Annotated in this window: 20 protein-coding genes; 6 read left to right on the top strand and 14 right to left on the bottom strand. The window is 61.1% G+C overall.

Annotated features, from left to right (window positions below; translation table 11 throughout):
* From NKH23_RS14015 to NKH23_RS13960, 12 genes are all read right to left on the bottom strand, one after another.
* Positions 1–1,277 (bottom strand): aldehyde dehydrogenase family protein (locus NKH23_RS14015; protein WP_353034971.1); only part of this gene is annotated, 1,277 nt, incomplete at its 3' end.
* A 39-nt stretch (positions 1,278–1,316) separates the two neighbouring features.
* A complete protein-coding gene (locus tag NKH23_RS14010; protein WP_353034969.1) occupies positions 1,317–1,991 on the bottom strand; it encodes a DUF1028 domain-containing protein in 675 nt (224 codons plus the stop codon).
* Between the two features lie 5 nt (positions 1,992–1,996).
* Positions 1,997–2,413 carry a RidA family protein gene (locus tag NKH23_RS14005; RefSeq protein ID WP_006335307.1) on the bottom strand — a complete coding sequence of 139 codons (417 nt, stop codon included), beginning with the start codon at positions 2,411–2,413 and terminating at the stop codon, positions 1,997–1,999.
* 44 nt (positions 2,414–2,457) lie between these two features.
* On the bottom strand, positions 2,458–3,732 hold the full coding sequence (locus NKH23_RS14000; RefSeq protein WP_353034967.1) for a flavin-containing monooxygenase: 1,275 nt from the start codon (positions 3,730–3,732) through the stop codon (positions 2,458–2,460).
* 147 nt (positions 3,733–3,879) lie between these two features.
* On the bottom strand, positions 3,880–5,484 hold the full coding sequence (locus NKH23_RS13995) for a GMC family oxidoreductase (protein ID WP_353034965.1): 1,605 nt from the start codon (positions 5,482–5,484) through the stop codon (positions 3,880–3,882).
* A gap of 5 nt (positions 5,485–5,489) precedes the next feature.
* Complete coding sequence (locus NKH23_RS13990) at positions 5,490–6,293, bottom strand: ABC transporter ATP-binding protein (RefSeq protein WP_353034963.1); 804 nt, start codon at positions 6,291–6,293, stop codon at positions 5,490–5,492.
* A 12-nt stretch (positions 6,294–6,305) separates the two neighbouring features.
* Positions 6,306–7,118, bottom strand: coding sequence for an ABC transporter permease (locus NKH23_RS13985; RefSeq protein WP_353034961.1), 813 nt, complete (start codon positions 7,116–7,118; stop codon positions 6,306–6,308).
* Between the two features lie 170 nt (positions 7,119–7,288).
* On the bottom strand, positions 7,289–8,278 hold the full coding sequence (locus NKH23_RS13980; RefSeq protein WP_353034959.1) for an ABC transporter substrate-binding protein: 990 nt from the start codon (positions 8,276–8,278) through the stop codon (positions 7,289–7,291).
* Between the two features lie 1,511 nt (positions 8,279–9,789).
* Positions 9,790–10,611 (bottom strand): helix-turn-helix domain-containing protein, encoded by an 822-nt coding sequence (locus NKH23_RS13975; protein WP_352914144.1) that lies wholly within the window; start codon positions 10,609–10,611, stop codon positions 9,790–9,792.
* Between the two features lie 65 nt (positions 10,612–10,676).
* The gene (locus NKH23_RS13970; protein WP_353021262.1) at positions 10,677–11,552 is read right to left on the bottom strand and encodes an NAD(P)-dependent oxidoreductase; all 876 of its coding nucleotides are present in this window, start codon (positions 11,550–11,552) and stop codon (positions 10,677–10,679) included.
* 79 nt (positions 11,553–11,631) lie between these two features.
* Complete coding sequence (locus NKH23_RS13965; protein ID WP_352914139.1) at positions 11,632–11,952, bottom strand: putative quinol monooxygenase; 321 nt, start codon at positions 11,950–11,952, stop codon at positions 11,632–11,634.
* Between the two features lie 320 nt (positions 11,953–12,272).
* On the bottom strand, positions 12,273–12,899 hold the full coding sequence (locus NKH23_RS13960; protein WP_353017901.1) for a TetR/AcrR family transcriptional regulator: 627 nt from the start codon (positions 12,897–12,899) through the stop codon (positions 12,273–12,275).
* Positions 12,900–12,968: 69 nt separating this feature from the next.
* On the opposite strand from NKH23_RS13960, the gene NKH23_RS13955 reads away from it, so the two are divergent.
* The 4 genes from NKH23_RS13955 (at position 12,969) to NKH23_RS13940 (ending at position 15,704) form a co-directional block, all read left to right on the top strand.
* Positions 12,969–13,376 carry a hypothetical protein gene (locus tag NKH23_RS13955; protein ID WP_353017902.1) on the top strand — a complete coding sequence of 136 codons (408 nt, stop codon included), beginning with the start codon at positions 12,969–12,971 and terminating at the stop codon, positions 13,374–13,376.
* A 44-nt stretch (positions 13,377–13,420) separates the two neighbouring features.
* Complete coding sequence (locus NKH23_RS13950; RefSeq protein WP_353017904.1) at positions 13,421–14,689, top strand: NAD(P)/FAD-dependent oxidoreductase; 1,269 nt, start codon at positions 13,421–13,423, stop codon at positions 14,687–14,689.
* Between the two features lie 66 nt (positions 14,690–14,755).
* The gene (locus tag NKH23_RS13945; protein WP_502900776.1) at positions 14,756–15,220 is read left to right on the top strand and encodes a DoxX family protein; all 465 of its coding nucleotides are present in this window, start codon (positions 14,756–14,758) and stop codon (positions 15,218–15,220) included.
* A gap of 79 nt (positions 15,221–15,299) precedes the next feature.
* Positions 15,300–15,704, top strand: coding sequence for a VOC family protein (locus NKH23_RS13940; RefSeq protein WP_352914128.1), 405 nt, complete (start codon positions 15,300–15,302; stop codon positions 15,702–15,704).
* Between the two features lie 189 nt (positions 15,705–15,893).
* Here the strand turns inward: NKH23_RS13940 and NKH23_RS13935 are convergent, their stop codons facing one another.
* Positions 15,894–16,046 (bottom strand): hypothetical protein, encoded by a 153-nt coding sequence (locus NKH23_RS13935; RefSeq protein ID WP_352914125.1) that lies wholly within the window; start codon positions 16,044–16,046, stop codon positions 15,894–15,896.
* A gap of 31 nt (positions 16,047–16,077) precedes the next feature.
* Between NKH23_RS13935 and NKH23_RS13930 the strand changes: the two genes are divergently transcribed.
* Both NKH23_RS13930 and NKH23_RS13925 read left to right on the top strand, forming a co-directional pair.
* Positions 16,078–16,296: a hypothetical protein gene (locus tag NKH23_RS13930; RefSeq protein WP_352914123.1), complete on the top strand. Its 219-nt coding sequence runs from the start codon at positions 16,078–16,080 to the stop codon at positions 16,294–16,296.
* A 192-nt stretch (positions 16,297–16,488) separates the two neighbouring features.
* Positions 16,489–16,776, top strand: a complete 288-nt coding sequence (locus NKH23_RS13925; RefSeq protein WP_352914121.1) for a hypothetical protein — start codon at positions 16,489–16,491, stop codon at positions 16,774–16,776.
* Between the two features lie 95 nt (positions 16,777–16,871).
* On the opposite strand, the gene NKH23_RS13920 is transcribed toward NKH23_RS13925, so the two are convergent.
* Positions 16,872–17,789, bottom strand: a complete 918-nt coding sequence (locus NKH23_RS13920; protein ID WP_352979961.1) for an NADP-dependent oxidoreductase — start codon at positions 17,787–17,789, stop codon at positions 16,872–16,874.
* Positions 17,790–17,794: the final 5 nt, after the last annotated feature.

Below are 17,794 nucleotides of genomic sequence, written 5' to 3'. Positions count from 1 at the left end.
TACGGGCTGTCATTGGCAATACGGATAGCTTCCTCTTCATCATCGAAGGCAATGACCGAAAGCACCGGTCCGAATATCTCATCCCTGGCAATTGGGTCGTCATAGGCAACATCGTCGAAGATGGTCGGCTGTATGAAGCTGCCTCGGCCGTTGACCGTGACGCGATCGCCGCCGGCAACCAGGCGCGCGGTCTTCTTGCCGGCCTCGACGAAGCGCATGACGTTGGCGGCATGGCGGGCATCGACCATGGCGCCCATTTTCGACGCCGGGTCGAGCGGATCGCCAGGCTGGGTGGCGGCCGCGCGCTCAGCCAGTTTCTCTACGAAGGCATCCTTGATGGAGCGTTGCACAAGCAGGCGCGAATTGGCCGAACAGACCTCGCCCTGGTTGAAGAAGATGCCGAACGCCGCCATGTCGGCTGCCGCATCGAGATCGCCGCAATCGGCGAAGACAAGGTTCGGGCTCTTGCCACCTGTTTCGAGCCAGACCTGCTTCATGTTCGACTGACCCGAATATTGCAGGAACATCTTGCCGACCGAGGTCGATCCGGTGAAGGCAAGGCAATCCACATCCATGTGGCGGCCGAGCGCCTGGCCGGCCGTCTCGCCAAGGCCAGGCACGACATTGAGCACACCCGCGGGCAGGCCTGCCTCCACGGCAAGTTCCGCCAGCCGGAGGGCCGAGAAAGGCGACTGCTCGGCGGGCTTCAGCACTACCGAATTGCCCGCCGCCAGCGCGGGCGCGCATTTCCAGGTCGCCATGTCGAGCGGGAAATTCCACGGCACCACGGCGCCGACCACGCCGAGCGGCTCGCGCCGCACCAATACCAGATCGCTGCCGCCGGTCGGCGCCACTTCGTCATAGATCTTGTCGATGGCCTCGCCATACCACTGGAAGATCGCCGCAGAACCCGGGACATCGACAGTCGCCGCATCGGTGACCAGCTTGCCCATGTCGAGCGACTCGAGCAGCGCAAGCTCCTGCAGGTTTTCGCGCAGCAGCCGCGCCAGCCGCAGCAGCACCTCCTTGCGGTGCGCCGGGCTGGTGCGCGACCATACGCCGGCCTCGAAACTGCGGCGCGCCGCGGCAACGGCCAGATCGATGTCTTCCTCACCGCACGACGCCACCTCGGCCAGCGTTTCGCCGGTGGCCGGATTGATGCTGGCGAAGGTACGGCCCGAACGCGCGGCAACCGTCTTGCCGTCGATGAACGCCTTGTCGCGAAAACGGATCGCCGATGCTTTGCCGATCCAGTCCTTGTGACTGAGTTCGCTCATGCGGATGCCTCCCCCTGTATCCGGCTACTCGCGTACTGGCTACTCGTTGCCCGGCACGCCGTAGCTCGGCGCGTCGGACGGATTGATCGCGCGAGTGACATAGGCATCGAGCTGCGGCTTGTAGCGATCCCACAAGGCCGCCAGCTCCTCGATCGGGCAGGCCTCGGTCCAGTCGCATCGCAGGTCCGCGACGGGCCATGCGACCTCGCGCACCAGCTTCATTCCGGCGGAATGGACCGGTCCGGCCTCGCCCCCCGCCTTGAGCGCGGCGCGCATGGTCGCGATCAGGCGGTCGCCGAGATGCCCGTCAGAAGCCAGGAAGGCATCGACCATGGCTTGCGCCACGCCGTCATGGGCCAGCATGTTGCCGCCGCAGGCGACATTGTCCGCACGCGCTTCCGCCCAGATGCCAAGCGCCCTGGGTCCGGAATGGATCGCGGTGGTCCCGGCGGCATCGACGGCCAGCACCTGCCGGTAGTCGCTATAGGCGCCGGTGCGCTTCAGGATGGCGACCGCCTCGGCGGCCGAGGCACCGCGCGCCAGCAGTTCGAGCCCCCTCGTGCCGAGCGTCGGATCGGTGACGTTCTGGCTGGCAATGGCGCCGACGCCTGCCTGCGCATAGGCACAACGCGCGGCCACCGCAGGCGACGAGGATGACACCGCGACCCCGAACATGCCGGTGTGGCTGCAGCGCGCGACAATGGAAAATGTCATGACTTTCAATCCGGGATCACGGCGGTGCCGTCGATCTCGACCAGCCAGTCCGGCCGCGCCAGGGCCTGCACGACGAGGCCGGTCGAAACCGGATGAACACCTTTGATGTACTCGCCCATGGTCCGGTAGATCGCCTCGCGATGGCGCACGTCGGTGATGTAGACCACCACCTTGACCAGGTGCTCCATGGTGCCGCCGCACTCTTCGATGAGCTGCCTGATGTTCTGCATCACCTTGTGCGTCTGCTCGGCCGGATCGTGGCTGTCGATATTCTTGGCGGTGTCGAGATCCTGCGGACACTGGCCACGCAGATAGACCGTCCGGCCACCCCGCGTGACGACCGCCTGACAGAGATCATTGTCGAGCTTCTGCTCGGGATAGGTGTCCTTGGTGTTGAACTTGCGGATTCTTGTATGCGCCATCCTGGTCTCCATCAGATCGGGCTCGTGGCTGTTGTGAGCGTCGGTCAGGCATCCACCGTCTCGCGCCGCGCGGCAGCGTGATAGGCCAGATATTTGCGCTGTGTCGAAATACGGTCCGCGACATGCTTGGCATCATGCCAGACACCCCAGATGAAACTCGACCCTCTTCGCGACTGCCAGGGAAGCCCGAGAAAATAGAGTCCAGGCTCGACCGAGACGCCGCGCTGATGCCTTGGCCGGCCCTTCTCGTCAAAAGCATCGACCTTCAACCAGCTGTAGTCGACGGAAAATCCTGTCGCCCAGATGATCGCCGCTATCCCAGCTTCGGCCAGATCGAGCTCACGAAGCGGATTGGTCAAGCAATCGGGATCCGGGTCGATCCGACGGGCCGTGGGCTCCTCCGGCAGGTCGAGACCGTTGCGGGCAACATAGGCGTCGGCCTCGTCCAGCAGCGACATCAGGTTGGCGTCACCGCGGGCAATGTTCTTCGCCAGATCGGACGCGAAGGTCAGCACGCCGTCCTGATATGTTTTTGTCATGCCGACCAGGGTAAGCCCCTGCGCGGCCAGCCGACGAAAATCAATCGTCTCGCCGCCACGCGCGCCGCTCACCGCGATCGTGACATGTTCCGTGCCAGGCCCCGGGGTTTCGAGGTCCCATTTGCCGAGAACGCCAAGCCACCAGCAGAAATCGCGCCCGCGATAGGCGCGCGGCGGGCGGTCGTGCGGGCCGACCGAGAGGTAGACGCGCCGCGCCGAGCGCTGAAGCTCATCGGCGATCTGCACACCCGACGATCCCGCCCCGACCACCAGCACCGCGCCCTTTGGCAACTGTCCGGGGTTTCGGTACGCGCTGGAATGAATCTGCAGAATGCCGACATCGCCGGGGACAAGGGCGGGGATGACGGGGACCTGGAAAGGTCCGGTCGCCGCGACGATGCTGTTGGCTTCGATCACGCCGTCCGACGTCTCGACGCGGAACCCGGGTCGAGCGACATTTCTTTGCGCTAGCTTGACCTCGACGCCGCAGCGGATCGGCGCATTGATCTGCCTTGCATAGGCGGCGAAATAGTCCGCAACCTCCTCCTTGGAGGGAAAGCCGTCGGGACCCGTCACGGAAAATTCCATGCCCGGGAAACGGTCATGCCAGGCCGGGCCATTGGCGACGAGCGAGTCCCACCGCTGCGAACGCCAGCGCTCGGCGATCCGGCCACGCTCGAGAACGAGATGCGGCACCGCGCATTTGCTCAGATGCTCAGACATAGCCACCCCCGCCTGGCCACCGCCGACGACAAGCGTGTCTATTTTTTCCACCGACATTTCTGCGTCCTTTCCCCCCAAGAGTTTCTGCGGATGCGAGGAGGTCAGATCGCTGGTGTACTGGAGGGACTGATTAGCGAAAATTACGATTTCACGTGGCAGTGGTTAGCTTGTCCCTAAACGCCCGGGAGGCTGGCAAATGAGAGACTACGACAGCATCGCCCTGGCTGCTTTTTCGCCGATCATCATCGACGGCGCATTGGTGTTGCCGCCAATCAGCGTCGGCATGGTCGAGGCGTCCGCCACGCGCAGATTGTCGAAGCCGCGCACCTTGAGGCCAGCGGGATCGACCACCGCCATGGTATCGGTGCCCATCTTCGCCGTGCCGATCGGGTGATAGACGGTCAGCGCTTCGGCACGCAGATAGGCGAGGATTTCGTCGTCGGTGACGACATCGGGTCCCGGCAGGATTTCCGGTCCGCGAATATCGGCAAAGACCGGCGAGGCCAGGATCGAGCGCGCCAGCTTGATGCCCTCGGCCAGAGTCAAAGCATCCTGCCCGTCGCTGAAGAAGCGGTGATCGATCAGCACATTTCGGCGGGTGCCGTCGCGCTCGAGCGTGATTTCGCCGACGCTTCCGGGTCTGAGCACGCAGGTGTGCACGGCATAGCCATGGCCATATTCGACAAGCCGGCCGCGATGACTGCGGTAGCCCGGAACAAAGTGGAATTGGACATCGGGAATATCGCCGGCATATCTGGTTTTGGCGAAGCCGCCGGCCTCGACATAGTTGGTCGTCAGCATGCCCTTGCGCCGGACGAAATACTGGAAGGGTGCGGCCAGCATTGCCGGCAGATTGGCGAGCGACAGGCCGAGCGTCCTGGTGCTGTTCGATCGCATCGTGATCATGCCGTCGACATGGTCGCGCAAATTCTTTCCGACGCCGGGCACGTTCATCACCGGCTCCACCCCCGCCGCCTTCAGCTCCTCGGCCGGGCCGATGCCGGAAGCAAGCAGGATGCGCGGCGATCCGATCGCGCCCGCGCTCAGCACCACTTCGGCGCGACATGTCAGCCGCTGGGCTGCCCCATCCTTGATCACATTGACGCCGGTGACGCGCCCGCTTTCGACTGCCAGATCAAGCACTTCGACGCCTGACAGGACCTGGAGGTTCGGGCGGCCAAGAACCGGCCGGACGAAGGCGGTATAGGCCGAGAACCGTTCCCCCTTGTTCTGGGTGACATTGTAGATGCCGAGGCCGAGTTGACCATCGGCGTTGAAGTCGCGGTTTTCGGGCAGGCCCACGTCCCGGCCCGCCTCTACCCACAGGCTGGATACGGCGTTGGGATCACGCGGATTGTCGACCAACAGTTCGCCGTCGAAGCCGTGATAGTCCGGGTTCTGCGACAGGAGGTTCCGCTCCAGTCTCTTGAACACCGGCAGCACATCGGCATAAGACCACCCCGCGCAGCCAAGCGCTGCCCACTCATCGTAGTCCTGCGCGGCGCCGCGAATATAGACCATCGAATTGATCGAGCTCGATCCGCCGAGAAGCTTGCCGCGGTTGACCGGTATGCGGCGGTTGTTGAGCAGCGGCTGCGGCACGCCCTTGTAGCCGTAGTCGAAAGTCGGATTGCCGTAGAGCGAGAGGATGCCGGCCGGCACGCGCACCCTTGTGCGGTCGTCGCTGCCGCCGGCCTCGATCAGGCAGACGCGGTTGGCGGGGTTGGCGCTCAGCCGGTTGGCCAGGACACAACCGGCCGAGCCCGCGCCAATGACGATATAGTCGAATTCCGCGGTCGCTATGCTCATGCCTTCTAATGCTCGTCGTCTTCGTCGTTCTTCAAGAGCTCGAGGATTTCCCGCTTCATGGCGATGAAGTTCGGCTCCATGACCAGATCCATGCTGCGCGGACGCGGGAGGCCGACGCGGATTTCCTTCTTGATCTGGCCGGGCCGGCCGGACATGACGAGCACCCGGTCCGCCAGCAGGATCGCCTCGTCAATGTCATGGGTGACGAATAGGACCGTTTTCTTGGAATGGTCCCAGATCCTCAGCAAAAGCTTCTGCATTGAGTGGCGGGTCTGGCTGTCGAGCGCTCCGAAGGGTTCGTCCATCAGCAGCACCTGCGGATCGTTGGCGAGCGCGCGGGCAATCGCCACGCGCTGCTTCATGCCGCCCGACAGTTGCGAGGGATAATGGTTGGCGAATTTCGCCAGGCCGACCTCTTGGAGAAAATGCTCGACGATGGCCCTGCGCTCGGCCGCCGGCATGCTCTTCCGCTTCGGACCGTATTCGACGTTCTGCGCCACGGTGAGCCAAGGGAACAGCGTATAGGCCTGAAACACCATGCCGCGATCCGGGCCCGGCTCGGTGACCGGCTTGCCGCCGACGGCGATCGTGCCGCCGGTGCGCTCCTCGAGTCCGGCGATGAGATAGAGCAGGCTCGACTTGCCGCAGCCGGATGGGCCGACGATCACACAGAACTCATTGGGCGCGACATGGAACGAGATGCCGTCCAGCGCCAGCACGGCGTTGTCGCCCGTGCCGTAGCGCAGCGCCACATTGTCAACGCCGATGTCGGCGCTCTTTGGTTTCGTCGCGAGTGTCAGGGCGTCCATTTCAGCAAATCCTCAATTGGCCCAGGGAGCGACGAGGCGGCGGATGCCCCGGAACAATTGGTCGGTGCAAAGACCAAGGATGCCGATCATGGCGATGGCCATGAAGATGACGTCGACCTGGAAGCCGCGCATCGCCTTGAGCGAGATGTAGCCAAGTCCGCTGCGGGCGGCGACGAGTTCGGCGACGACGAGATAGGTCCAAGCCCAGCCCATAGTGACGCGCAGCACGTCGAGCACGTTGGGAAGCGTGGCCGGAAAGACAATGTGGAAGACGGTGTCGCTGCGTTTCGTGCCAAGCGTATAGGCTGCGTTGACGAGGTCGCGCTGAACGCCGCGGGCGCTGTCGGCGATCATCACCAACTGCTGGAAGAAGATGCCGAAGATGATGACGGCCACGCGCTGCTCGATGCCAATCCCGATCCACAGGATGAAAAGCGGCACGAAGGAGGTTACCGGCAGATAGCGGATGAAATTGACGAGCGGGTCGAGCGCGGCCTGGACGATGCGATAGGTGCCCATCGTCAATCCGAGCGGCACCGCCACGATGCTCGAAATGACGAAACCGATCAGCACCACCTGGACGCTGGCGAGCACGTGCTCCCACAATGAGCCGTCAAGCGCCATCCTGATGGTGGTGGACAAGACGGATTCCGGGCGCGGCAGGAACATTTCCTTGACCGCTCCGGAATAGGTCAAAGCGAACCAGCCGCCGATGACCGCGGCCCAGACCAGGACGCTGAGCGTGATGGCGAGAGGGCGCGACACGGCCTGAAAAGGCGTGGCGACAGCTTTCCAGGCGGATCGACCGGGCTGATTTTTATCCACGCTCGTGGTCACGATATGGCTGATGGGAGACGTTGCATTCGGTGCCAGTGTCACAGGGAAACCCTTTGGGCTGGAGAGACCGCAGGCGCGAGGCCCTACCTGCGGGTCCAGCGACCTCACTTTACAAGGCGAGATCACTTCGTGAGGCGAGATCACTTCGCAAGGCCAGATCACTTTGCCAGGAAGGACGGATCGACGAGGTCATCGTATTTGATGTCCATCTTGAGCTTGCCGAAGCCGCCCCACACATCGCCGCCGAGCTTGATCAGCTTGCCGGCTTCACCGCTCTCGCCGCCGGCGAAAAATTGGGCATTGCGGTCCTTGCCGTAGAAGTTCACGCCCGCGGCGGACGAGGCGAAGTCCTTCGGATCCTTCAGCCAGCCGCCAACGCCCTTGGCCATCACCTCATAAGCCTTCGCAGGATCTTCCTTGATCAACTCGTTGGCCTTGTAGAGGCCCTTCACCAGCGCCTCGACGTCCCCGGGGTTCTTGGTGATGTAGTCGCAGTTCAGCGCCACCACATCGACGATCAAGCCTGGTGTCTTCGAGGAGTCGATCAGCACCTGCCCCTTGTTTTCCTTCTTGGCCAGCGTCAGATGCGGCTCCCAGGTGACGGCAACGGGAATGCGATCGGCCATGAAGGCGGCTGCGGCATCATCCGCCGTCATGTTGGTGATCTTCACGTCGGCCTGACTGAGACCGGCCTGCTTGAGCAGGATGTTGAACCAGAACTGCGACACCGAGCCTTCGTTCAGCCCGACCTCCATGCCCTTGAGATCGGCGACGCTCTTGACGCTGCTCGGCGCCAGGACGCCGTCGCCACCATGGCTGTCATCCAATGCATATACCGATTTGAAGCAGACGTCCTTCGAACGGTACTTCATGATTTCGTCGATGGTCGAAGCGCTGCCGTCGAGCTCGCCGGCGGCGACGGCGGCCATGTACAGCGATGCTTCCTCGATGATTTCGAGCGAAACATCGAGGCCCCCTTCTTTGAAGTAACCCATGTCACGCGCAAGGAAGAGCGGGCCGTATCCGACCCAAGTCGTCATGCCCAGCTTCAAGCTGCCGGCTTCGGCGTGGAGGCTCACCGAAAGGGCGCTGAGGGCAATGCCGGCCGCAAGCGCGGCACGGCGAAACTTCGAGATTATTGTCGTCATCACGTTCCCCTGTCTTTTTCTGAGGTCAGGCGCTGTCCGCACCAAAACAACCCGCTTCGGGCGCATCGCCGAAGGCTGCCGCCTGACGTTCTTTTTGTTCTCTTTCAGCCGGCGCATGGAGCAAAGCACGCTGTGTGCGATGCACAAATAATGATTTTCGATAATTCTGCTTAGGCTGGGCCTAACCAAGCCGGCGCTGCCGCGTCTGCGCCACCCACAGACTTTGGCGTGAGACGGGTTGACGATCCCGATGACCTCATCGTCGCTTCCGGAGAGGTCAACGACGGTCGCCTCCTGGAATTGGCGAAGCTGGCTGGTGCGAAACAATTGGCGCCTGTGTTCATGGTCGGGTGCAGGCAATGTAGAGCGAGGCGTGATAGCGATCAAAGCGACGGCGTGTGCAGAGTTTGCGTTCGATCTTCCTCATAGGCAGTACCCTTTAGCATGGCTCGTCAGCATAGTGTTCCGGCAAAGGCGCCAACATCTGTGCTAGGCCGACGAATTGGGACTGGAGAAGGTCGCCGATTTGCGCTGGCGAGCTCTCGCCATCGTGGAGGCGCAGGTCACGTCGCGAACAGCTGGCAAGTTCTGTTGCCGTGCCAACCGTGTGAACGAACTGTGGTCGACATCTCCCGTGAAGCGAATACTGCCGACGAGTTCATACCGAGGTGAAGCCAGCTTCTCTCGCGTCGGCCCCGAGGATGTCTGCTTTCAGGCCGCCGCGAAGCTGACCTGAACGTCCGATATAAAGCGCGAAGCGGTCGTTCACGCAGGACTAACCTACGTCGTCTTCGGTTAGCCTATATGGCATGGGCAGCACTTCGATCAGGCCTCGAGACCATCCCAATCGCACGTCATTACCGCCTTTTGCCGCATGCATCGACTTAAGGTCTTTCCATCGTCGAAGGAGAGGCGCTATGTGTGGCCGTGCAAAACAAAACTGCGAGGAGCAAGAACTGAAGCAAGGAGCAGAACCTCTACCCTGGCCTTGGATCGTGTTCATATAAACGCTGGCATAGTGAAGCTCGGTTTGGCCCACTTCTAAGCGAAGTTGACCATAACTAATTGATATTATACAGTTTTGGTGGGCCCGGAGGATGTTTGGAAAACGAGCGTAATCAACAAGTTAGAATCCGGTGGGACCACGCTGCATTCAAATCCGTTCTAATATTTTTCAATGTTTTTGTCCCACCAAACGCGCCTCGCTCAAAGTTACTGGCGCGACAACGGACGTCGATATCGAGCGATTTCCCTTCGGCCAGATTACGTGCTCGAGCGCCTTTCTAAATGGATCAGATCATCCTGAAGGGTGGAGTTCCCGCGGAGTGGCCAAAGCGGCAGGGGTTAGAGCTGCGGTCGCGCTCAGAGGATAGGCTCGACGCGCTCCTATTGACGATAGCGCTCCAGCGATTCAAACCCTCACATTGAACAAAGTTTTCGGGGTTGATCGTTTCGGCCGGCTTTGCAGTGGTTCCAGAGCAACGGAGCTTCCGCCGCGTTACTCGGCCGGTTCAACCGACTACTGACTTTCGGCGAGTCAAAGCCGGCGATTTCAACTCGTAGAAGTGAGCGGACCGTCTCGCCAGCTCGCGAAATTCCGTTGGTGTCAAACCTGTAAAACGGCGGAACTCATGAACGGCCTGCGATTGATCAAAGTAGGCCTCATCGACAAGCTGCGTAAATTTCTCGTTCGGATCTTGCAATATCGCTTTGATAGTTCGTCTCAACCGCGCAAGTTGGCGAAAGCGGACCGGCGAATTTGCCGTCGCTCTCCTGAAACGGCTCTCAAGCTGTCTCTCGCTCAGCCCCACAAGATCGCAGATTTTGGAGATCGACGATGTTCCCGTCTCGAGAAGTCGGAAGGCGGCATCGATGCGCCGCTCTGGTCGGGGATTGAGACGTTGCTGCAGAAAATGGTTCAGCAGGCGGACCCGCGTGCTGTCAAGCGCCGTGGTTACGATTTGCTCCGTCAGACCCGTTGCCTCTTGTCCCCAGATCACCTCGAGAGGAACAAATCTGTCTGCAAGTTCGGAAACAGGTACTCCCAGGAGATGTTCTGCCATGCCCGCACGTATGCGGACAGCAAAAAAGTGAAATCCCGGCGCGGCCTCCGGGTGAATGGGCTGGCTGCGGCAGCACAAAACATGGGCCTGCGGCGGCTGCTTCCCGTTGAGCAGAAAGCCTGGTGCGACGTGAAAGAATATCTCAGCTCCGCCTGGGCTTGGCCAGAACGGCATGAATTCGATGTTTTCGCCAGGATTGGTCTCACTTGACCAGTAGCGATCAACCACGTGACCTATCGATTCGATCGGGCGATAGGATATACTCAGCATCCAAGCCTCTTTATCCACGACTTATTTGTTACGTCAGTTCTGCAGTCGCCCATCGCATACACAGACTATGTTGGCTCAGTGTACAGGCGCACGATGCCGGTTATGTTATCATCGGCCATGCCGCGATCAATCCCATGCTGGAAAACCTCGCGGGCCGCAGTAGTCAGAGGCATATGCTTTGAAGAGCCCGCGCCCGCCATAGCGATTACATATCCAAGGTCTTTGTCCACGAGTTCTACTGGAAACAACGGTGCGAACGTGCCCGCGCGCATGGAGGTTGCCATCGTTTTCGCCGCTGGGCTGCTGGCGGGCGTCGTGCCAATAATCTCGACGGCTCGATCGACATCGGCGCCCAGCCGTTGCAGCAGGCCAATGATTTCGGCCATTGCGCCAACTTGGATAGCGAGAAGAGCGTTGATGGAGAGCTTCACCATGGCGCCTGCCCCGACCGGCCCAGCGTGATGTACTGCCGTCCCCATGGCTTTGAGCAGCGGTTCTGTTCGCGCAAGGACGTCCTTCTCGCCGCCGACGAGATAGATCAGCTGGGCCGCCTCCGCCTGGGGGCGCCCGCCTGCCACCGGTGCCTCAAGGAAGGCGACGCCCCGAGCCGATACGGCTTTGGCGAGCTCGCGGATCCAAACCGGCGTCAGTGTCGAGCTCTCGATCGCCACCGCGCCCGCCTTGAGCATACCAAATGCTCCCGTGTCCTCGTCGAGCCATATTTTCCGTGATGCGATATCGTCTCGAACCATGGCGATCACGAAATCTGCTTCTGCCGCGGCCTCTCGCGGCGTGCCGGCGAGACGTGCTCCTGTGGAGATGAGCGAATCCGCCGCCCCCTTTGACCGGTTCCACACCGTCAAGCGGTGCCCTGCCTTGAGCAGATTCGCGGCCATGCGCGACCCCATCGCTCCAAGTCCTAGAACTGCCACTTCAGCCATCGGAAATCCTTTCCGTCCGTCGTAAGTTGTATGAAGAGCCAATCCAGTTGTGTGGTCGACAGCTAAATGGCGAACACGCTTAGATCGCGTGACTGTCCCCTGGCGCAGCTACGTATTCGGCAAAAACCACCAACGCGGCTGCCGCAGGCGGCTCTCTAAGTAGGTCATTGAACACGGATAGCGCATTGCGCACATAGGGAGAGGCCATATGAGACTCCCAAGCCGCATGATCGCGGTATTGTTCCACGACATAAAAATGCGTGGTGTCGGATGTGCTCTGAGCGGCCTGATACGACACCGCGCCCGACTCAGCGGATGTCTGCCGCGTGAGATCGATGAGGATGTCACGGACGTGATCGACGGTCTCGGCCCGAGCGAGAAGGTTGACGATGAACATCATTGGCAGACCCTTGTTGATGCTGGAATGCTAGCTCGGCGAAGCTGCGTCGCATTGTAGAAATGCGAAATGGCAGCGAAAACATGCCGATCAGTTCGACTTTCTTTCAGAATGAAACATTTTTGGTCAGTCGAGCCGGTCCGGAGCTTCATGACTGCTTGACAAGAAGCTGGGCCGGCAAGGCTCAGAACCGCGAGTGGATGTCCATGATGTTTCTCGAGCGAGCCTATTCGATCTCATAGCTATGAACTACGGGATCACACTCGTCACCAGCTCTTCTGTTCGCTCAGATCTACTGATTGATTAGGGCCACGAGGTCCCGATCACTTTGCGTCGGAATTCGCGGGCTCAATCCTGATGATGGCCGCCCTAGCGGCGTCTGTAATGATGGCGCAGACAGCAGCGACGGGCCTCGCCCCGGCGAGCATCCGAAACATCGCGCAACTGGTAAGTGCGAATATGAAATCCACGGCATCGCGTCGGTCGGCAGGCGGCACCTGTTCGCCTGCTATTCGTGCAACCAGCTCTTCAATTGACTGTCTCCGACGTTCGTTGCGTTCGAGAAGTGCTTGGGCAAATTCCTGATCGATCGCCATTGCGTCATGGAGCCGGGCCACGGCTGGATCGCTGCCCCAGAAGTCACAGAAGACCGCGATCAACGAGTCGAGACCTTTCCAGGGGTCCGCCTCTGCCATCACGTCGTTGAGTCGCACGAGTCGTCCTCGTCGTGCGATGTCGTCAAAAACGGCCTCGAGCAATCCGCGCCGCGATCCGAACTGGTTATAGACCGTAAGACGCGTCACATCGGCAGCCTTTGCGACCGCCTCCAGCGAGAAAGCCGTGATGCTATCCGCTTCGCGAAGGAAACGGGCAGCGGCCTGAATCACCCGTTCCTTTTTTTCGGTGGCCGCCTCAGCCCGCGCCACGCTGACATAGGAACGTCTCGACACATCTTCACCTCTTGAATTTCATTAAACATGCTGTATATCTAATTGCGTGACGTTCACAGGATTAATGTCATGCAACTGGCGCTGATTATAGCCATATCGGTCCATATTCTTGCCGCCACGTTCTGGGCCGGCTCCACATTCGCGTTGGCGCGGATGGCGGGCCATGGCAGCGAACAGCTCTTCGTTCCGCAACTGCTTGCGGCCGTATTCGCAATCGGCGCCGGCGCCTACCTTTGGCACGTGCTGCACGAAGGTTCCTTCGGAACCATGGAGCAAATTGCTGGCGGCCGGCGCCGTGGCGGCAATTCTTGCCCTCGGGATCCAGGCGGCGGTTATCGGTGGCGGCTGCGGCTATTGCGCAGACCCGGGAGCGGCGACAACACAAGCGCGCTATCACGCGTCGCCGTCGCCCAGCGAGGCGCGGCCATTCTGCTCGCGATCGCGGCTGTGACCATGGCCGCGGGCCGCTACGCCTGAAGATCGAATGTGCAAGAGCTGAGACCCACCCAAGGAAGCCCGTCATGTCTTCGTCGCCGACCTCAACGTGTGAAACCTATGACATCGTCGTGTTGGGCGCTGGCTATGCGGGACTGATGGCCGCTCTTCGTCTGGGACGACGCCGGCTTGGCCTCCGCGTCGCGTTGATCAACGCCGAGGAGCAGTTCGTAGAGCGTGTGCGGCTGCAGGAATCGATGGTCGCTGCGGTCAAGCCGCGCATCGCGTCCATCTCCACTTATGTGGCGAGAACTCCCGTCGAGTTCATTCGCGCGCGCGTGCTCTCGCTCGACCCGGTTCGGAACAGGATCAACATAGAGGCCAAAGGATCAGTGCGCGAAGTCGGCTTTACCCAACTTATCTATGCGCTGGGGTCGCATGTCGACACCGACAACGCGCCTGGCGCGTCGCAGCACAGCTTTCGGCTGGACCCCGGCGACGGTCCACGCTCTGCCGCAGCACTGCGAGCTGCCCTGCACCAGCTTGCCGGAGGGCCTGCCCGCGTGCTCGCCGTCGGCGGTGGGCCGCTTTCGATCGAGGCGGCTGGCGAGGTCAAATCGACATGGCCTGACATGGACGTGACGCTCGTGAGCGGAACGCGTGCCGGAGATTTCACGAGCGAGAAGGTCCAAGCCGTACTCAGGCGCGACCTGGCGAGACTGGGCGTCGCACTTGTCGATGATGAGCGCGTCAGCGAGATCAAAGCGAGCGAGGTGGTCACAGCGAACGGACGCCGCTTCCGGCACGACATCTGCATTTGGGCGGCGGGCATGCGCGCGCCCTTGATCGCCAGACAAGGCGGACTCGAAGTCGATGCTCAGGATCGCGTGGTGGTCGGCACGGACCTGCGGTCTGTTTCCCATCCCTCCATCCTGGCGGTTGGCGATAGCGCCCATCCTAACGGGTCAACCGGGGCTCCATTTCGACCATCCGCCCTGACGGCCGCAGTATCCGGCGTCTACGCCGCGGAGCAGGCCGTGGCCCGTGTCACCGGCAGGCCCATTCGGCCGTTCAGTTTCTCCACCTTCGCCCAGGCGATTGCGGTCGGCCGGTTCGCCGCATTGTTTCCTCTTGACGCCAACGACAACCCAATCCTGTTCGTGATGGGCGGACGCTCAGCGCGGTGGTTACGCGACATTCTCGTCTGGCTGGTGCTGCATTTCATCACCTTCGAGCGGCTCCTGCCGGGCGTTCAGACATGGCCCGGGCACAAGCGTGCGACAGCTCCCTTAGCGGGCGAGGCGGGCAGTGTCGGATCGGCTGCTCAGCCCGGATATCAACGACGCCGATCTTAGCTGACGTAGCAAGCGGGGCGGAATTTTTCGGCGGCCCGTTGCAGCAAAAGAGTTGCAGCAAAAGAGATGAGCGGCCCCACGGAGAAATCCATCCGGTTCAAATTTGATCTCACGGCATTCATGGGAACATCCATGTCACGCAACAAAAGCAAATGGGCCTACTGGATCAGCACGGCGCTTCTCTCCCTCATGTATCTTGGAAGCGCGTTCTTTTATCTCACTCATTTTGCTAAGGTACAGGCCCTGTTCGGCACACTCGGTTATCCCGCCTATCTCGTCCCGCTCCTCATTGTCGTCAAGCCCCTAGGTGTTCTGGCCATCTTTTCGCGATTTAAGATCGCGCTCTCCAACCTGGCCTACGCGGGAGTTTTCTATCACCTGCTGCTTGCCCTCTCCGCCCACCTCAATGCCGGCGATTTTGGCTTCGGGCCAGCCCTAGTCGGCCTCACTGCGCTCGCCGTATCCTATTTCACGCAGAACGCCGCGCGAGCCAGAAGGGCACCTCCAATCCCTCGACAAAATGTCGCTTGATTTCACTATACATGATGTATATCCACATTGTGGCAAGGCGCTAGGGTAGCGCGCGCTGTTCCCGAAGAGAGAGAAAGTAATGGCCAAAATGATGATTGTGAACCTGCCTGTCCGTGACCTGTCAGCGTCGACAGCGTTCTACGTGGCGCTAGGCGGCACCGTGAACCCGCAGTTTTCGGGCGAGAAAGCCACCTCGCTCATGTTCTCCGACGCGATCGGAGTGATGCTGCTCACCCACGACCACTATAGCGAATTCACCAAACGCCCAATTGGCGACGCACGGCGCGACAGCCAGGCCATGATCGTCCTCACTGTCGATGACCGCGACGCTGTCGATGCAACGCTGACCAGCGCCGTTGCGGCGGGCGGCCGCGCCGATCCCAACCCGGCACAAGATCTTGGCTTCATGTACAACCGCCACATTGAAGATCCAGACGGTTATGTTTGGGAAATCGTGTGGATGAACCCGGCGGCGATGGCTTGAGTCAGTCGATCCAAGGCGAGGTGCAAATTCGATCGCAATCCCAAAACCCCGCCCATTAGCCACATAACGAGCACGATCCCTACCCCCCAATTTAACAGTAGAGATCGCCTTCAGAACCTTGGCACAACGCTTGCTCCAGCTAGAGAAAGTAGAAGCAGCATTGCAAGTGTTGGCCTCCACTGACAGCCGCTACGACCGCGCTTTCACGCTCAGCTGCCGCACGATGTTGGCGGTCTTGCGGATATCGGTTTCGCTGAGAGCGACGCCCATGGTCGAGGCGATCACCAGGAGCCGGGCGTTCAGCTCGCGGTAGCGCGCGTCGCCTTTGCGCGTAAGCTGCACAAGCTTGGAGCCCCGGTGTTTCGGATTGTCGATGAAATTCGACCAGCCTCTCGGCCGCAAGCTCATCCGCCAGCCGCTGCATCCGCTGGCGGCTGGTAGGCCGCATCTCGGCGATCTGCGGCACGGTCAGCGGACCAAGCAGCGCGAGGCTTCGCATGAAGGCGAACGCACCGCCCCTCCAGCTGGTGATAAGCCCCGTCTTCTGGCCGACAGCCCCTATCCTGAAGAAGCACTGGGCCACTTCGTCTAGACAGTGATCTGTCGGGTCCCAAGCCAATTTCCGCTTGCCGCGCTCCACGTTATTGCAGGACGTTCAAATTTGAGCTTCCGCACTCATGCTTTGTCGAGAGTATCTCCTGTAGTCACTTAAACCTTCTGCGCCGCAAGGTTCAGCCATTCTGAATGGCCGTCGGCAACGATGATGAAGAAATAGGAGAACGCGATGACTCGCAGTCACGTTGAACGTCTTGATGAATTCAGGGAAATCCTGGTCGCGACTCGACGCGAAGGAGTCCGTAACGTGCACCATACTCGCGACGCAATGCGGGCAAGTGGCTTTCAGATCGGGGACAGCGACGGCTCCAGCTACGGAGCCGAGCTGAAGGCGCTCCAAGAGGAAATTGAGGCAGTCGATCGAGCCATCGAAGACGAGAAGCGGCTGGCCTTGGCCCTCGAGAGCGCCGCTCAATCCCGACGACCGACCAAACCGAGAATCGTGAAGGGAACATAGATTTAGATACGGCCCTTGTCGCCCGTCGATCGCCTGCGGCACCCGGCCGATCCGGATAGCGCCGGCCGGCCGGTGCATCGATAGGCGCGTGACGCTCACGGACGAACGCGTATGATCGTCTTCCCCGAGCGTCGCTCGGTCGGGTTGAAGGCGGAAACGGCATCGTCGAGGGTCGAGATGTTGCCGATGTTCGTCCGCAGTCGCCCGTCCCGCACCCGCTGGACGATCTCACTCAGTTGAGCACGATCGGACTCGACAACGAAGTCGACTGCCAGGCCATTGGCGGGCTGCGCCTCGGCCGGCCCGACGACTGTCACCAGTGTTCCTCCGGTTCGAATCAGGCCAGCGGATCGCTTCTGGATGTCGCCGCCGATGACGTCGAACACCAGATCGACGCCGCCGATGTCTTCCAGTGCGTCGTTCTCGAGGTCAACGAACTCGTTCGCGCCGAAGTCGAGCGCCTTCTGACGGTCGGCAGAGCGTCCAGTGCCAATGACGTAGGCGCCGGCCTCTCGTGCGAGTTGTGTCACCATCGATCCGACTGCGCCGGCCGCACCGTGTGCAAGGACGCTCCATCCGGCCCGAAGGCGGCCGTGGTCGAACAGACCCTGCCACGCAGTCAGGCCCGAGATCGGCAAACTGGCGCCTACCGTAAAGTCGACGTCGCCCGGCAGAGGCGCGAGGTTACGTGCCTCGACGGCCACATACTCCGCCAGGGTGCCGTCGCGATACCAATCGGCGAGGCCGAACACCAGCTGGCCCACGGACAGTCCCGTCGTGCCGTAGCCGAGGGCGGTTATCACTCCGGCTAGCTCGTGCCCGGGGATCGATGGCGTTCGGTCACGGTCAACGCGATCAGTCCAGGTCGAGGGCCATGTCAGCTCAGTCGGGACGAATCCCGACGCATGAACCTGAACCACGACGTCGTTTATAGCCGCCTGTGGCTCGGGGCGTTCCACTAGCTTCATCCCGGCCGTTCCCGCGGCCTGATCCGTTACTACGATTGCCTTCATCGGAA

It is taken from the genome of Mesorhizobium sp. M1328, assembly GCF_040318075.1.
In the GTDB taxonomy this organism is placed as follows: domain Bacteria; phylum Pseudomonadota; class Alphaproteobacteria; order Rhizobiales; family Rhizobiaceae; genus Mesorhizobium.
This window is presented reverse-complemented; position numbering and strand designations above follow the sequence as displayed.

What these genes read in the sequence shown, in the direction of transcription:
- NKH23_RS13970 (WP_353021262.1), bottom strand. Translation starts at nt 11,552, where the DNA reads ATGGCTGAAGTGGCAGTTCTAGGACTTGGAGCGATGGGGTCGCGCATG.
- NKH23_RS14000 (WP_353034967.1), bottom strand. Translation starts at nt 3,732, where the DNA reads ATGTCGGTGGAAAAAATAGACACGCTTGTCGTCGGCGGTGGCCAGGCG.
- NKH23_RS13930 (WP_352914123.1), top strand. Translation starts at nt 16,078, where the DNA reads ATGAAATTCGACCAGCCTCTCGGCCGCAAGCTCATCCGCCAGCCGCTG.
- NKH23_RS13950 (WP_353017904.1), top strand. Translation starts at nt 13,421, where the DNA reads ATGTCTTCGTCGCCGACCTCAACGTGTGAAACCTATGACATCGTCGTG.
- NKH23_RS13975 (WP_352914144.1), bottom strand. Translation starts at nt 10,611, where the DNA reads ATGCTGAGTATATCCTATCGCCCGATCGAATCGATAGGTCACGTGGTT.
- NKH23_RS13990 (WP_353034963.1), bottom strand. Translation starts at nt 6,293, where the DNA reads ATGGACGCCCTGACACTCGCGACGAAACCAAAGAGCGCCGACATCGGC.
- NKH23_RS13925 (WP_352914121.1), top strand. Translation starts at nt 16,489, where the DNA reads ATGACTCGCAGTCACGTTGAACGTCTTGATGAATTCAGGGAAATCCTG.
- NKH23_RS13965 (WP_352914139.1), bottom strand. Translation starts at nt 11,952, where the DNA reads ATGATGTTCATCGTCAACCTTCTCGCTCGGGCCGAGACCGTCGATCAC.
- NKH23_RS14010 (WP_353034969.1), bottom strand. Translation starts at nt 1,991, where the DNA reads ATGACATTTTCCATTGTCGCGCGCTGCAGCCACACCGGCATGTTCGGG.
- NKH23_RS13945 (WP_502900776.1), top strand. Translation starts at nt 14,756, where the DNA reads ATGAGCGGCCCCACGGAGAAATCCATCCGGTTCAAATTTGATCTCACG.
- NKH23_RS13940 (WP_352914128.1), top strand. Translation starts at nt 15,300, where the DNA reads ATGGCCAAAATGATGATTGTGAACCTGCCTGTCCGTGACCTGTCAGCG.
- NKH23_RS13955 (WP_353017902.1), top strand. Translation starts at nt 12,969, where the DNA reads ATGCAACTGGCGCTGATTATAGCCATATCGGTCCATATTCTTGCCGCC.
- NKH23_RS13980 (WP_353034959.1), bottom strand. Translation starts at nt 8,278, where the DNA reads ATGACGACAATAATCTCGAAGTTTCGCCGTGCCGCGCTTGCGGCCGGC.
- NKH23_RS13995 (WP_353034965.1), bottom strand. Translation starts at nt 5,484, where the DNA reads ATGAGCATAGCGACCGCGGAATTCGACTATATCGTCATTGGCGCGGGC.
- NKH23_RS14005 (WP_006335307.1), bottom strand. Translation starts at nt 2,413, where the DNA reads ATGGCGCATACAAGAATCCGCAAGTTCAACACCAAGGACACCTATCCC.
- NKH23_RS13920 (WP_352979961.1), bottom strand. Translation starts at nt 17,789, where the DNA reads ATGAAGGCAATCGTAGTAACGGATCAGGCCGCGGGAACGGCCGGGATG.